Source organism: Paenibacillus sp. FSL P4-0081 (assembly GCF_000758565.1).
Lineage (GTDB): Bacteria > Bacillota > Bacilli > Paenibacillales > Paenibacillaceae > Paenibacillus_AQ > Paenibacillus_AQ phytohabitans.
In genome coordinates, this window is sequence record NZ_CP009280.1 from 5,184,548 (window position 1) to 5,197,876 (window position 13,329).

The 13,329-nt window shown below is 53.3% G+C and carries 15 protein-coding genes; 5 read left to right on the top strand and 10 right to left on the bottom strand.

The window, feature by feature from the left end; all coding sequences use genetic code 11:
* Positions 1 to 9 precede the first annotated feature (9 nt).
* From opp4C to P40081_RS22255, 4 genes are all read right to left on the bottom strand, one after another.
* Positions 10 to 933 (bottom strand): oligopeptide ABC transporter permease, encoded by a 924-nt coding sequence (gene opp4C, locus P40081_RS22240; protein WP_042138518.1) that lies wholly within the window; start codon positions 931 to 933, stop codon positions 10 to 12.
* Between the two features lie 15 nt (positions 934 to 948).
* The gene (locus P40081_RS22245; RefSeq protein WP_042138520.1) at positions 949 to 1,902 is read right to left on the bottom strand and encodes an ABC transporter permease; all 954 of its coding nucleotides are present in this window, start codon (positions 1,900 to 1,902) and stop codon (positions 949 to 951) included.
* A gap of 58 nt (positions 1,903 to 1,960) precedes the next feature.
* Positions 1,961 to 3,730 carry an ABC transporter substrate-binding protein gene (locus P40081_RS22250; protein ID WP_042138521.1) on the bottom strand — a complete coding sequence of 590 codons (1,770 nt, stop codon included), beginning with the start codon at positions 3,728 to 3,730 and terminating at the stop codon, positions 1,961 to 1,963.
* 240 nt (positions 3,731 to 3,970) lie between these two features.
* A complete protein-coding gene (locus P40081_RS22255) occupies positions 3,971 to 4,873 on the bottom strand; it encodes an ArsR/SmtB family transcription factor (RefSeq protein ID WP_042138523.1) in 903 nt (300 codons plus the stop codon).
* 211 nt (positions 4,874 to 5,084) lie between these two features.
* Between P40081_RS22255 and P40081_RS22260 the strand changes: the two genes are divergently transcribed.
* The 3 genes from P40081_RS22260 (at position 5,085) to P40081_RS22270 (ending at position 7,515) form a co-directional block, all read left to right on the top strand.
* Positions 5,085 to 5,360, top strand: coding sequence for a GNAT family N-acetyltransferase (locus tag P40081_RS22260; protein WP_042138525.1), 276 nt, complete (start codon positions 5,085 to 5,087; stop codon positions 5,358 to 5,360).
* A 12-nt stretch (positions 5,361 to 5,372) separates the two neighbouring features.
* The gene (locus P40081_RS22265) at positions 5,373 to 6,224 is read left to right on the top strand and encodes a GNAT family N-acetyltransferase (RefSeq protein WP_042138527.1); all 852 of its coding nucleotides are present in this window, start codon (positions 5,373 to 5,375) and stop codon (positions 6,222 to 6,224) included.
* Positions 6,225 to 6,444: 220 nt separating this feature from the next.
* On the top strand, positions 6,445 to 7,515 hold the full coding sequence (locus tag P40081_RS22270; RefSeq protein ID WP_042138528.1) for an SDR family oxidoreductase: 1,071 nt from the start codon (positions 6,445 to 6,447) through the stop codon (positions 7,513 to 7,515).
* A 44-nt stretch (positions 7,516 to 7,559) separates the two neighbouring features.
* Here P40081_RS22270 and P40081_RS22275 read toward each other — a convergent pair whose 3' ends face one another.
* The 6 genes from P40081_RS22275 to P40081_RS22300 form a co-directional block, all read right to left on the bottom strand.
* Complete coding sequence (locus tag P40081_RS22275) at positions 7,560 to 7,928, bottom strand: winged helix-turn-helix transcriptional regulator (RefSeq protein WP_042138530.1); 369 nt, start codon at positions 7,926 to 7,928, stop codon at positions 7,560 to 7,562.
* 77 nt (positions 7,929 to 8,005) lie between these two features.
* Positions 8,006 to 8,752 carry a hypothetical protein gene (locus tag P40081_RS22280; RefSeq protein ID WP_156118668.1) on the bottom strand — a complete coding sequence of 249 codons (747 nt, stop codon included), beginning with the start codon at positions 8,750 to 8,752 and terminating at the stop codon, positions 8,006 to 8,008.
* A gap of 35 nt (positions 8,753 to 8,787) precedes the next feature.
* A complete protein-coding gene (locus P40081_RS22285) occupies positions 8,788 to 9,240 on the bottom strand; it encodes a flavodoxin (RefSeq protein WP_039309205.1) in 453 nt (150 codons plus the stop codon).
* Positions 9,241 to 9,602: 362 nt separating this feature from the next.
* Positions 9,603 to 9,968, bottom strand: coding sequence for a VOC family protein (locus tag P40081_RS22290; RefSeq protein ID WP_042138533.1), 366 nt, complete (start codon positions 9,966 to 9,968; stop codon positions 9,603 to 9,605).
* 109 nt (positions 9,969 to 10,077) lie between these two features.
* Positions 10,078 to 10,950 (bottom strand): AraC family transcriptional regulator, encoded by an 873-nt coding sequence (locus P40081_RS22295; RefSeq protein ID WP_042138535.1) that lies wholly within the window; start codon positions 10,948 to 10,950, stop codon positions 10,078 to 10,080.
* Between the two features lie 54 nt (positions 10,951 to 11,004).
* Positions 11,005 to 11,514 carry a hypothetical protein gene (locus tag P40081_RS22300; protein WP_042138536.1) on the bottom strand — a complete coding sequence of 170 codons (510 nt, stop codon included), beginning with the start codon at positions 11,512 to 11,514 and terminating at the stop codon, positions 11,005 to 11,007.
* A gap of 161 nt (positions 11,515 to 11,675) precedes the next feature.
* On the opposite strand from P40081_RS22300, the gene P40081_RS22305 reads away from it, so the two are divergent.
* On the top strand, positions 11,676 to 12,539 hold the full coding sequence (locus P40081_RS22305; protein ID WP_042138537.1) for a class I SAM-dependent methyltransferase: 864 nt from the start codon (positions 11,676 to 11,678) through the stop codon (positions 12,537 to 12,539).
* 3 nt (positions 12,540 to 12,542) lie between these two features.
* Positions 12,543 to 13,289, top strand: a complete 747-nt coding sequence (locus tag P40081_RS22310; protein ID WP_042138540.1) for an RluA family pseudouridine synthase — start codon at positions 12,543 to 12,545, stop codon at positions 13,287 to 13,289.
* Positions 13,290 to 13,329: the final 40 nt, after the last annotated feature.

Genomic DNA, 13,329 nt, shown 5'->3' on the forward strand with positions numbered 1-13,329 from the left:
TATGGCCACCTACCTCTTCTGTTTAGGATCAAGCACGTCTCTGAGGCCGTCACCAAAGATATTAATCGCAATAACCGTGGCAAAAATCGATAACCCCGGCGGAATCCACAGCCATGGCCGGTCCTGGAAATCGAGGATATTATTCGCCGCATCAATCATGTTCCCCCAGGTCGGCGTAGGCGGCATAACCCCCAGCCCGAAGAAGCTGAGCACCGATTCGCTGAGAATCGCACCGCCAATATTCAGCGTAGCCATAACGATCAGCAGCGGAACAATATTCGGCAGCAGATGGCCAAACAGCTTCCTGCGGTCGCGCAGGCCCAGCACCACGGCGGCCTGCATGAATTCGCGTTCCCGCAGGCTGAGCATCTGTCCCCGTACCATCCGCGCCAGCCCCGGCCAGTTCACCATGCTCAGCATGAGCATGACAATGTACATCCGGTAATCCGTTGGAATCTTCCATTCCGAGAGCAGCGCACCGAAGATGAACAGCAGCGGAAGGCCGGGAATGGTCATCAGCAGATCGGCGATCCGCATAATGATCTGGTCCAGCAGACCGCCGTAATATCCGGCAACCGCACCGAGCAGCGCTCCCAGGAACACAGACAGCACCATGGAAGCCAGACCCACCGTAAGAGAGATACGCCCGGCTTGCATGACCCGGGTTAAGATATCCCGTCCCAGCGCGTCTGTCCCCAGCCAATGCTGTAAATTCGGGGCCTTGTTCATCATCGCCATATTGATTTTGTTATCCGTATACGGCGAGAAGAACGGTCCGATGAAACATAACACAAACATAAATAAGACCACCGCGAAGCCCGCCACCGCCAGCTTGTTGTGCAGAAGCCTCAGCAGGGATTGCCGGAACAGGGAAGATTTCCTCAGGTTAGCCTGTGGTCCCGTTATTTCGCTTACTCTGCTGTCAGCTGCCATAAGATCCTCCCCCTCCTATAACCGGACACGCGGATCAGCCACCCTGTACAGAATATCCGAGAGCAGTGTTCCGATTACGGTCAGAATAGCCAGAAACATCGTGAAGCCCATCAGCAGCGGGTAATCCCTCAGTCCGAAGGACTTCATATACAATTGGCCGATGCCCGGCCAGTTAAAGATTTGCTCAATAATAATGGAACCCCCGAACAGCGCGGGCAGCTCGAAGCCGACCAGGGTGATCGCAGGCAGCAGCGCATTGCGCAGTGCATGGGTGAACAGCACCTTCCGCTCCTTCAGCCCTTTGGCTCTGGCCGTACGGATATAGTCCTGCTTGAGCACATCGATCATATTGCTGCGGAAATAACGGGTTAATGAACCCAGACCCAGCAGCGTCATGACGATGACCGGCAGGGTCATATGATGCACCACTTCTTTGAAGTAGGCGAACCCGGTGGCATTGCTGCCTGTAGTCATCATTCCCCCCGGCGGCAGCCATTTCAGGTCAACGGCCAGAATCTTGATCAGGAACAGGCCGATGAAGAACGACGGGAGCGACATCGCCGCGAAGATCGCAATCATTACCAGCGTGTCGAACCAGGAGTATTGCTTATAGGCAGAAATGACACCGATGATCACAGCAATCAGCCAGGTGAGGAACGTAGAGACAGCGGCCAGCAAAAAAGAATTCCAGATATAATCACCGAACAGCTGAAGCACCGGCTTCTGCTGGGCAAGTGAATATCCGAAATCCCCGTGAAAAGCATTGTTCATCCAAGTCCCGTAACGTTCCAGCACCGGCTTGTTCAGGCCGTAAATCTCCCGCAGCTCCGCTTTGCGCTCTGCAGTCAGCTTAATATTTCCGGTAATGAAATCACCCGGGGTAAGTGCATACAGGCAGAAGATCAGCAGCGATGCGGCAAACAGGATGATCAGCATATACAGCATTCTTTTGGTCAGATAAGTGCTCATGATCGGCTCCTTAGGATTCATCCCCTGCCCATGACGCAGGCAGGGGATGAACAATTCTTTATTTCAGAGTCCAGTTTGGCAGGCTGCCGGCAAGACCGATGAACGGACTGACCGATAGATTCTGGATGCGGCCGTTATAGGCATATACTGTTTTCTTGTAATTGGTGAAAATAATCGGCAGTTCATCGTTGAACAGCTGATACAGCTCTTTATAGACTGCTTTGCGCTGTTCAATATCTGTAGTTGCCAGCGCTTTGTTGTACAGCTCCACGAATTTCGGATTCTCATAATCGGTGATTTCGCCGTCGAAGAACTGCATGAAGCCGTCCGCCGGATCCGTCAGCATGCTGGTGGAGTACGATACGAGATCATAATCCCCGCTTTCCGTCTTGGAGACCAGCGAGTTGAAGTCAGCGAAGATCTCCGGCTGGAAGTCGATGCCGAGCGCAGCGAAGTTCTCTTTGGCCACCGCGATGAAAATATCCGAGTTCTTGCTCTTGCTCGCCAGATAATGAATGCTCAGCGGCTTCCCGTCCTTCTCGCGGATACCGCCTGCCCCTACGGTCCAGCCTGCCTCATCCAGCAGCTTATTTGCTTGGTCCGGATCATATTTATAAGGATTGATCCCTTCTTCTGTATAGGACCAGGAGATCGGCGAAGCCGGAATGTTGGCCACAGCACCCGCGCCTTCAGCAGCATCTACATAGATGCTCTGCCGGTCCAGTCCATAGGCAATCGCCTGTCTGACCCGCTTATCCTTCAGCTGCTCATGCTTCAGGTTGACCTGCATGTAGCCGTAAGTGCTCGGGGTATAAGGAAGAATGTTTACATAACCCAGTTCCTTCAGCTTCCCGATATTTTCTTCCGTAGCCGGGAAGGACGCGTAGTCCACCTCACCCGTCTCAAGGAACTGCCAGGCATCGCCGGTCGTTGTTTTGTAGATAAAATGCTCTGTCTTTGGCTTGCCTTTGAAGTAGTTCTCATTGGCTACAAGACGGACCTCTTGTCCGGGAATGAATTTCTCCAGCTTATAAGGGCCGTCGCCCAGCGGCTTCTCATGCAGCTTCTTGATGTACTCCAGCTGGCCGAACTTATAGTCCTTGCCATAATAAGCCTTCGACAGCACATTGGAGCCGAGAGTCACCAGCGCCGTAGCATTAGGCTGTTCCAGCGTAACCGATATTGTCTGCGGATCAATGACTTTAATGCCTTCTATAGTCTGGGCAGTTCCCGCTTTGTAAGCTTCGCCGCCCTTCACCTTCAGCGATGGAAGTGATGAGCCTCCGTCATAGGCTTTGTCGTACTGGATCGTCCAGGTGAACGCCACATCATCCGCAGTGAGCGGTGAGCCGTCGCTGAACTTCAGGTCTTTGTGCAGGTGGAACGTATATGTAAGCTGATCCGCCGCCACCTCCCAGCTCCCGGCAAGCTCCGGGGTTGGCACACCCTTGTCATCTACCGTCACGAGAGACGCATAGAGCAGTGAGGATACATTGCCGTCATAGCCGCTCTCCTGGAAATAAGGGGTGAACGCACCGCTCGGATCGGTAAGACCGACGATGATTGTATCGGTGCGCTTCTGGGCGACTGCGGGCAGCTTCGTAAGATCGGTTGCTGTAAAAGGCTCGCTGAGCGCACCGGCAGGTACAACCGCCGGGGATACCGCTGCTTCCGTACCGCCAGCCGCTGCACCCGGATCAGCTGTTGCTGCCGTGTTTGCCGGGGTGCCCGTGGATGCTGCATCCGTGTTGCCGTTCTCCGAGCAGGAGGACAGCAGCAGTGAACCGGCGATTAACAATGAGGATAATACAAGCGTACTTTTTCTCATGACATCATCTCTTTTCTCTCCATTTTATAAATACTAACAATTCCTACCCACTAAGTATGATTAAAGACCGATAGTTCACATTATAGAAATTAAAAGTTGTTCTGTAAAGAGAGAACTTTAAATTAATTCTTCCCAAACAGAATAAAATTGGATGATCGCAGCAAAAAAGCCAAAATCTTCTCCATAACAGAAGTAGACTTTGGCTTTGGCGAGGCACAGGAATATTAGGCAACGCTATATTTACTTCAAATAAGCAAACAGCTGTTCATTCATCTGCTGAATCCCCTCAAGCCGCAGACTGTAAGAGGTGACGTTCTCTCCTTCGATATAAGCATTGAGCAGACCGGCGCTCCTGAGACTGGAGATATGATCATGGACAATGCCCTTGGACAGGCCGGCCTGTCTGGCAATTTCCGTGAACGATTTGCGTTCTCCGCCCAGTGACTTCAGGATCTTCAGCCGGCTCTTCTCGCCCAGACTGCGGAGCGTCCGGTGCATGGACGGCGGGATTTCCTCTTCGGCAATTTGAATTTTCCCGGCATAGTGACATATCGTCAGCGGACCAAAATTATAGATAATATTGATCGGCTGGAAGTGAAACTGCGGGATCAGCACAAGCCTGCGCAGACCGTCACCCGGCATGAAATAGAATCCGTTTGTAGTCTTATTCACAAAATCGGCTACCGGGCTGCCGGCCAGCGCCTGTCTCCGTTCCTCCGCATGCTGCTGCAGCTTCTTAATGATATCCGGACTACAGCTGCTGAAGTATTGCCGGTTCCACTCCGACAGCAGGAAGACCATGCGGCTGCGGTACTGCTCCATTTGTACCGGGAATACACTGACATAACCTGCGAGAGCCTCGTACATCTCTCCTACGGACAGGCCTTCCAGCCACTCCAGCACACGCTCCACGCTGTCTTTGTCCGGACACAGATAGATCAGCAGATTAAGCAGCTTCCAGTCATTGTCGAGATCTGTCTCTTCCAGTGCTTCCAGCAGTTCGGGGCTTAAGCCGCGTGATACTTCTGCCGCCCAGGGTGTACCCAGATCTATCTTTTTACTTCCCTTCTTGCATATAAACGTATGTATGCTGCTGATTAATTCATATACCGGCTGAAAATGAACCTCAACCTCGTAATCCATGGCTATTCCTCCTGATGCAACTTCTATTCGTTACAGCGTTAGTGCCTTAATCTTAGGGCATCGGGAAGCCAATGTGCAAGTCATTCCGCTTTTACTGACCTTGTATGGAATACGTATGTTATATTGCTGGCATTCCTGCCATGCCTTTTCTCGCTTTTTGCCGGGCAGGGTAGTAAAATATAGGCAATACACCGGAATGGAGTGAAGAAACATGGAACAGATTGCTAAGGGAGAAGGACGTTTCTATATAGCTGGTGACGGTAAGGACCTTGCCGAGATTACATACAGAACGGAAGAGACTACAGGTAACCTCGTGATTGATCATACCTATGTCTCCGAAGAGCTGCGCGGTCAGGGTGCCGGGGAGAAGCTTGTGCGGGCGGTCGTTGACCTGGCCCGGGAAGAGAAAGTTAAAATTGTGCCTGAGTGCCCGTATGCGGCCCATCAATTCGAGAAGCACACGGAGTACCGGGATCTGCTGACATAGGGGGAAGATAGATTGACTACGGCTGATACACTGAAAGAAATAGAAGAACTGCAGCAGCGCTGCGAGCAATACGAAGGCATCACACTCAAGCTGAATTGGGACATGCTGCGGCTGCCGGCCGGAACAGGCGGAGTGGAATGGCTGGTGACCTATGAAGAGGAGCTGCTGGTCGGCTTCATCGGGTTATACAATATCGGCGGAGACATGGAAGTCTGCGGCATGGTACGGCCGGGATACCGCCGCCGGGGCATCTTCAGCTCGCTCTGGCAACGGGCGCAGACCCTCATCTCACGAAGTAAGATTAAGACGCTGCTGTTGAATACGCCCGCGGCCTCAGCCTCAGGTACTGCTTATCTGAAGACACTGCCGCTGGAATTCAGCCACGCGGAATTTCAGATGAAATGGGATGGCGCAGCCAAGAATCATGGGGCCTCTGAAGCAAGTTCAGCCGCCGGTAACGTTATGCTCCGGCCTGCACGTGCCGACGAGACTCCGGTGCTAATCGCCTTCGATTGCGACGGATTCAACATGACGGAGGAAGACGCCGCCGAAACGTACACGCAGCTTGAGCTCGAAGGCTCCCAGGAGCATATCATCATCGAGATGAACGGCCAGCCTGCCGGCAAAATGCGGCTGTGGTCCGAAGACAACGAAACCTGGATCTATGGCCTTACCGTAGACAAGAATCTGCGCGGCCTCGGCATCGGCCGGAGTGCCCTGATGCAGACTATTGAACGGGAACAGCGGAATTACAACGGTGTGAACCTTGAGGTTGCCCTGGATAATCCGAATGCGCTGAAGCTCTACGAGAGCTGCGGGTTCGTTATTCTGAACCAGCAGGATTACTACCGTGCTGCACTCTGAACCTTGAAGCATCATTGTTAGCCGGCTGAATAACTGTTCCGAATTACAGTAATCTGACTGTCAAGCATCCTTTCCTCCGGGCCGACCTGCCCTCAGGAAAGGATGCTTTTTGTTGTCCTTATGTTACCTCAAGGTACCTATATGACCTCAAAGTGCGTACTGTTCAGCACTCCTGAGGCAATACATAATGATGGCATACTATGGCGAAGGAGAGCTGCACATGAACCCTATGGATTCAGACTTACGTAAAACAGCACTTGTAATCGGCGCGAACGGCGTCATTGGGCGCAACCTGCTCGATCATCTGGCTGCGCTTCCCGATTGGGATATCATCGGCGTGTCACGCCGCGGAGGGCTGGACACCAGCCGTGTGCGTTATATAGCTGCGGATTTACTTGACCCGTCGGAGAGCCGGCGGAAGCTTGGCGGTTTGGCGGAGGTGACGCATATTTTCTATGCCGCCTATCAGGACCGGCCTACCTGGGCAGAGCTGGTCGCTCCTAATCTGGCTATGCTTGTTCACGCGGTTGAAGCTGTTGAACCTGCGGCGCAACGGCTCCGGCACATCAGCCTCATGCAGGGATATAAGGTATATGGCGCGCATCTCGGCCCGTTCAAAACACCGGCACGCGAAACTGATGCCAATCATATGCCGCCGGAATTCAATATTGCGCAGCAGGATTATCTGGAAGAGAAGCAGTCTGGCAAAAGCTGGACCTGGTCGGCGCTGCGGCCTTCCGTCGTCTGCGGATATGCTCTCGGCAATCCCATGAACCTGGCGATGGTAATCGCTATTTATGCCTCCATGTCGAAGGAGCTGGGAATTCCGCTGCGCTTCCCCGGCAAGCCGGGCGCCTATCACAGCCTGCTTGAGATGACAGATGCCGGTCTGCTGGCCAGAGCAACGGTGTGGGCAGCAACGGAACCGCGCTGTGCCAATCAGGCCTTCAATATCACCAACGGTGATCTGTTCCGCTGGAACGAGCTGTGGCCTAAGATTGCCTCCAGCTTCGGGCTGGACACGGCCCCCCCGCTCCAGATGTCCCTGTCTGATGCCATGCAGGACAAAGAGCCGCTCTGGAACCGGATGGTCGGGAAATACGGGCTGGAGCCGAACAGCTATGCTAGTGTCTCCTCGTGGGCATTCGGTGATTTCGTATTCTCCTGGGACTATGATTTCTTTGCCGACAGCACCAAATCCCGCCGCGCAGGGTTCCTTGAGTTTATGGATACGGAAGCCATGTTTATGGACATCTTCGCGGATCTCCGCAGCCGCCGGATCATTCCCTGATCCGCGCAGAACAGCCGGTCTCTGAAATTCAGAGACCGGCTGTTCTATTCTTCCTTCTGCGGTTGAGAGAGCACGACTGCCGTGTCTCCGTACACTCTATCGACATGGGTATCGCCCCATCTGCACATCAGATGCAGAATCTCCTTGAGGCTCCAGCCGTAGTCGGTCAGCTCATACTCCACTCTGGGAGGCACCACATTATACGAGGTTCTTGTGATCACTCCGTCCGCTTCCAGCTCCCGCAATTGCTGCGTCAGCACCTTCTGTGTAATGAACGGCATTTGGCTGATGAACTCCCCGTTGCGCTTCTTCCCAAAGGTGAGCAAGAACAAAATGACCGGCTTCCACTTGCCCCCAATCACTTCGAGTGTCGCTTCCACTCCGGTGTTGTAGGTTCTAATTCCTTCAGACATAAGCCAAGGACACCTCCTGTGGCTTAACCATATCTTCTTTGAACGCCCCCTGCAAGGATTACGCCGAAGTTCCCGTTCTACATCAGCCCGTATCCGCGAAGGATAGGCTCATCCCGGTCATTGCGGCGGCTGCCGTATTTCATGCAGCCTTCCGCATGCTCTTCCCGTTCCAGGAACACAGACAGCAGGCGCACATAGTCGAGCGACTCCTGAAGCGGGATACCTGCTCCGTCAAAGATGTGCCGCCGTCCATCCAGAAGCGAATAGATTCCGATCGTTTCTGCCGGTTTCCCGTAGGCCTGATGACAGAAGACGCTGGCCATATGCAGAAATCCGGTGATGACATCTTCATTCCCGCTCACCATGAATTTCTGGATATTCAGACAACGCCCCTCCTGCCACGAGCTCCAGGCGAGCTGAAAAATCATCGCCAGTTCAATTTCAAGCTCCGGCACAGGAACATGCCACTGTTCATACAGCATCACCGGAATCTCTCCGGTGTGATTGCCGGCAACAATCCGCATCAGCTCATCGGCAACCGCTTGCTTGATATCCCAATAATGCATCAGGGAAGGAAAAGCATGACCCTTCGGCGGCCAGCGGCGCTCCAGCAGAAATTGCACAGGCGTCTCCCGGCGCACCTCAGGCTGCAGACTGTAGAAGTCATTAAGCGTATGTCCGACCGCGTACTGGACCTGCTGTCTCCAGCGGGGAACTCCCTTGGCCGGAGCTCCGCTGCCGTTCATCTCCGCTCCGCCCAGCATGATATGCTCCATCCGGAAATCATTCAGCCGGCTGTAGCGGACAGTCCCTGCATCCTGCATCTTTCCTGCGAAGCATCCTGCCCCGGCGCCCATCCTTAAGAAACCGCCGCGCAGGTCTCGATGAACTGGCGTCCGAAGCTGCGGCAGGCGTCTTTCTCTGCTGCGTTCGGCCCGTACTCAATCTTCAGGCTGGCCTGTACGATCTCGGCACCGCGTTCCTTCAGCTTCTCTTCAATCTGATCAACCGCTCCGCAGTAGATTTCATAACCAGTATCTCCGCTTCCGAAGGCGGCAGCCTTGCAGGAGCTGAGGTCGAGCTCATCCATCTCTTCATAGAAGTCAAGGAATTCATCCGGCAGCTCGCCGTCCCCCCATGTATACGCACCCAGCAGTACAGCCTCGTAAGCCTTTATCTCATCCGCATTGCAGTCAGTGACCGATTTCAGTACGGCCTCTCCGCCTGCCTGGCGTATTCCTTCCACAATCAATTCAGCGATTTCCTCCGTATTGCCTGTCAGGCTGGCATATGCCACTAGCACCTTAGCCATCACTCTGTCCTCCCAAGGTAAATATGAAATGTATTCTGTATAGTTCATCTCAAAAGGCAACCATGTTTTACTAATCTCATTCTATTTGATAATGATTATCATTGTCAATATTTTAAAAGCTGGCCGCTCCGGGAAATTAGGCATACTTGTCCCCGATAACAGAAGCAGCGGCAATGCCGGACTTGAACTGCTGTCCGGCATTGCCGCTGATCTTTATCCATATTTTCAGATGAAATGCATAGAAGAACGCCAAACCTATTCACCTTTGCCGTCCGAACAAATTTCGATAAGATTCCCCTCCGGATCAGCGATAAAACAGATTCGCAGTCCATACGGTTCAGTTGTACTCCACCGCAAATGGATTAATATCCACCTTCCAGCAGGGTAATGCCGTTGCCGTCCGGATCACGGAAATTCATTTCTTTCCCGCCGTATTCCATCGTTACCGGAGGCTGACAATCCAGTCCTTTCCCCTTCAGCTGCTCATAAGTTTCGTCCAGGCTGCTGCAGGAGAACACCAGATTCACGGCTCCCGTCGTGAGCTTCTCCCACTTGCTCTCATCCCATATAATGATCCCCGGCTGGCTGCGGTCGAAACCAATCTTCGCCCCGTCATACTGGCCATAGCCTTCAAACGGAATAGGGACTCCCAGTACCTCGGAATAGAATGCCGCGAGCGCCGCCGGGTCCTTGCTGTACAGATTGATACCGTCAAAACTTGTAATCATAACTTAAATCTCCTTCCGCTCAATAGCTGTAGTATGATCCGCTGTGGTTAGCCTGTCTGACCTCATTGTACTTCTGCCCTGCCGGGATTGTATTGCAAAAAAACGACATTCAGTTCCGAGCATAGCTCAGCGCATCCAGCGGTGTTCTGCCGGCAAATTTCCGGAAATTGTTGATGAAATGCGATTGGTGGCTGTAGCCGTAAGCAAATACAATATCCTGCAGCCCGCCTCTGTGCAGCGGTGTCCGGTACAGATCCAGCCAGACATTCTGGAAGCGGACAAGATCTGCCACTTTTTTGGGCGGAAGTCCGATATGCTGGCGGAACAGGCGTTCAAGCTGGCGGCTGCTGAAGCCTGAGCTAAGCTCCAGCTCCCCTGCACTCACCACCCCGCGGGACTTAAGCATCCTGTGGACAGCGTTCATCATCCCGTCACTGCTGCGGCCGGCATTCTCCAGCCTGCGCAGGAGGAACAATTCTGCCATGGCAATGCGTTCCGACATCGTTTGTGTCCCCCGCAGCTTGTCTCCCAGCTCCCTGCGGAAGGAACGGAAATATTGCTCCACCGGAACGTGGACATTCAGCACATCCTGCAGCTGCTCATCTGCAAACAGATGAACCGCCCAGAAATGAAAACGGATAGCGAAACGCTGTCTCCCCGCAGGCTGCCGGGCTTGTCCCGCCTCAAACGGGGTGTCATTAATGCCGCAAAATATTCCGTCAGCCTCCCCTGTACGCTCATCCCATTCCCATATGATATCCATACAACTGTCCGGTATGATCGTTTCCGTCCGCTTACTTATAACTGCTCCGTTATGCCCTTGTGCAATTTCAACGGATTGCGCTTCCTGCTGCTCACCCGGCGGCGGTACAGTCCCCCAGAAACAGCGGATGTACGGCTCCAGCAGCCTGCCGGGCAGATACTCGCCGCCCCCGGCCGGGTTCGCGGTGATCGGGTAATACAGCTCCGAGAGGTTGAACATAACATCCGGCCTCACCTTCGTAATGCTTAGGCAGCAGAGGACGGAATTAGCCGTTCATCTGCGCCTAAGCTCATATATTTTATAACCGCCTGTAGTAACTTCATTATTTGGTTTGAACTTGTCATGAAGCCTGATATCTTCAGAGAACTGTTTACTAATTCCGCTGGCCGTATAAGATATGTTCATATGCAGCACCGACCGTCCGGTAAGTCTCAGATCTTCAATAACGCCTCCGCCTTCTATAGGCATTACATCACTTACAATGAATGGCTTGCTTGAAGCTAAATCGATAACTTCGACCCCGTCAATGGCTCCATTAAGTATCACATTATCAACCATAGTATCACCGCCGGTCAGCTCCAGAAACCAGCCTCCGGCCAAATAGACAGCATGAGGCGCTGCGGCCAGATTTATATTTTGTACGGAGAAATCCTCTGTAACGACATCTATCCGGTATTCTTCAAGCCCGCTGTGCAGTGTAATCTGATCATACACAATCAGTGCAAGAAGTGCCAGCAGTACTACCAGCCCGATCACCCTGTACTTTACCTTAGTAATTTTCATGGTTCAGCCTGCTCTCCTATACTTTTTTTGGTAATATTATACACCGGCGAACTCTTGGCTAAAATGAGAATAGTCGCAGCTTTGCAACCATTATGTTTGTAGCAGCGTGCTTATATGTTGTACAATAAAGGCTAAATGACTTTTTGAAGGATGGATTAATAATGTATTTAGCAAGTGACTGGAAGGACTATGAAGTGATTGATACCGGAGGCGGAGAGAAGCTAGAACGCTGGGGCGATATTATGCTGCGCCGCCCGGACCCGCAGATCATCTGGCCGCTGGCCAGCGAGAGTGCCAAATGGCGTGATGTTCACGGACACTATCACCGCAGTTCCGCCGGGGGCGGACAATGGGAAATGAAGAAAAGCATTCCGGATGACTGGAAAATCGCCTACGGCAAGCTGAAGTTCCATCTCCGTCCAACGAACTTTAAGCACACGGGTCTCTTCCCTGAGCAGGCAGCCAACTGGCGCTGGATGATGGACAAGATCGCTGCGGCTAACCGCCCGATTTCCGTGCTTAACCTGTTCGCATATACCGGCGGAGCAACCGTTGCAGCGGCAAGTGCCGGAGCTTCCGTAGTTCATGTCGATGCCGCTAAGGGCATGGTTCAGTGGGCGAAGGAGAATGTAGCCTTGTCCGGGCTTGCCGACAAGCCGGTCCGCTACATTACAGATGATGTGTTCAAGTTCGTGCAGCGTGAACAGCGCCGCGGCAGCAAATATGATGCAATTATCATGGACCCGCCTTCCTATGGAAGAGGCCCGGGCGGTGAAATGTGGAAGCTCGAAGCCAGTCTCTATCCGTTCCTGGAGAGCTGCATGGAGATTATGAGCGACCGGCCTTTGTTCATGCTGATTAACTCTTACACAACGGGCATTTCGCCTACCGTACTGCGCAATATGCTGTCAATGACCATGGGCAAGCGCTACGGCGGCAAGCTTACCTCCGGTGAGATCGGACTGCCGATTACATCCTCCGGCATGAATCTGCCTTGCGGAATTCTGGGCCGCTGGGAGGCGTAAGCCATGACCGCGCAGAACAACGAAACAACCGGGAAGTCCGGCAGCGGACAGTCCCGGTTCGAGATTTTATATGAGGACAACCATCTTCTGGGCATCGTGAAGCCCGTTAACATTCCGGTGCAGGAGGATGCTACAGGCGATGCGGATCTGCTGACCCTGCTGAAGGAAGATGTTAAGGAACGTTACGCCAAGCCAGGGAATGTCTTCATGGGCCTCGTTCACCGGCTGGACCGGCCTGTAGGCGGCGCGATGATCTTCGCCAAGACCTCGAAGGCAGCCTCGCGGCTGTCTGAGAGCGTCCGCACCCACGCCTTCCACAAGGTGTACCTGACCGTCGTTCATGGCAAACCCCCTGCATCCCAGGGACGGCTGATTAATACGCTGCTGAAGGATGAGCGGAGCAACACGGTCAGTATTGTCCGCAAAGGAACACCGGGCGGCAAGGAAGCGATTCTCGATTATACGGTACTCGGCAGCGCTGATGGCTACACCCTGCTCAAGATCGATCTGCTTACCGGACGCTCCCACCAGATCCGCGTACAGCTGAGCGGCATCGGCTGCCCGCTGTACGGAGATCAGAAGTATGGTGCCGCAGTGAACAGACCCGGACAGCAGATTGCGCTGTGGTCAGCACTGGTCGGGTTCCCGCATCCGGTGACCAAAGAGGAAGTTGAATTAATCTCCCTGCCTCCACAGACCCATCCCTGGAATCTGTGGACCCCGCAGAACCAAAAGCAGGCTATCCGGTAACGGACAGCCTGCTTTTGTGTGTATGCATATATATGAGGTC

Excerpts from the sequence above, each read along its gene's own strand:
- opp4C (WP_042138518.1), bottom strand. The coding sequence starts at position 933 with ATGGCAGCTGACAGCAGAGTAAGCGAAATAACGGGACCACAGGCTAAC.
- P40081_RS22245 (WP_042138520.1), bottom strand. The coding sequence starts at position 1,902 with ATGAGCACTTATCTGACCAAAAGAATGCTGTATATGCTGATCATCCTG.
- P40081_RS22250 (WP_042138521.1), bottom strand. The coding sequence starts at position 3,730 with ATGAGAAAAAGTACGCTTGTATTATCCTCATTGTTAATCGCCGGTTCA.
- P40081_RS22255 (WP_042138523.1), bottom strand. The coding sequence starts at position 4,873 with ATGGATTACGAGGTTGAGGTTCATTTTCAGCCGGTATATGAATTAATC.
- P40081_RS22260 (WP_042138525.1), top strand. The coding sequence starts at position 5,085 with ATGGAACAGATTGCTAAGGGAGAAGGACGTTTCTATATAGCTGGTGAC.
- P40081_RS22270 (WP_042138528.1), top strand. The coding sequence starts at position 6,445 with ATGAACCCTATGGATTCAGACTTACGTAAAACAGCACTTGTAATCGGC.
- P40081_RS22275 (WP_042138530.1), bottom strand. The coding sequence starts at position 7,928 with ATGTCTGAAGGAATTAGAACCTACAACACCGGAGTGGAAGCGACACTC.
- P40081_RS22280 (WP_156118668.1), bottom strand. The coding sequence starts at position 8,752 with ATGCAGGATGCAGGGACTGTCCGCTACAGCCGGCTGAATGATTTCCGG.
- P40081_RS22285 (WP_039309205.1), bottom strand. The coding sequence starts at position 9,240 with ATGGCTAAGGTGCTAGTGGCATATGCCAGCCTGACAGGCAATACGGAG.
- P40081_RS22290 (WP_042138533.1), bottom strand. The coding sequence starts at position 9,968 with ATGATTACAAGTTTTGACGGTATCAATCTGTACAGCAAGGACCCGGCG.
- P40081_RS22295 (WP_042138535.1), bottom strand. The coding sequence starts at position 10,950 with ATGTTCAACCTCTCGGAGCTGTATTACCCGATCACCGCGAACCCGGCC.
- P40081_RS22300 (WP_042138536.1), bottom strand. The coding sequence starts at position 11,514 with ATGAAAATTACTAAGGTAAAGTACAGGGTGATCGGGCTGGTAGTACTG.
- P40081_RS22305 (WP_042138537.1), top strand. The coding sequence starts at position 11,676 with ATGTATTTAGCAAGTGACTGGAAGGACTATGAAGTGATTGATACCGGA.
- P40081_RS22310 (WP_042138540.1), top strand. The coding sequence starts at position 12,543 with ATGACCGCGCAGAACAACGAAACAACCGGGAAGTCCGGCAGCGGACAG.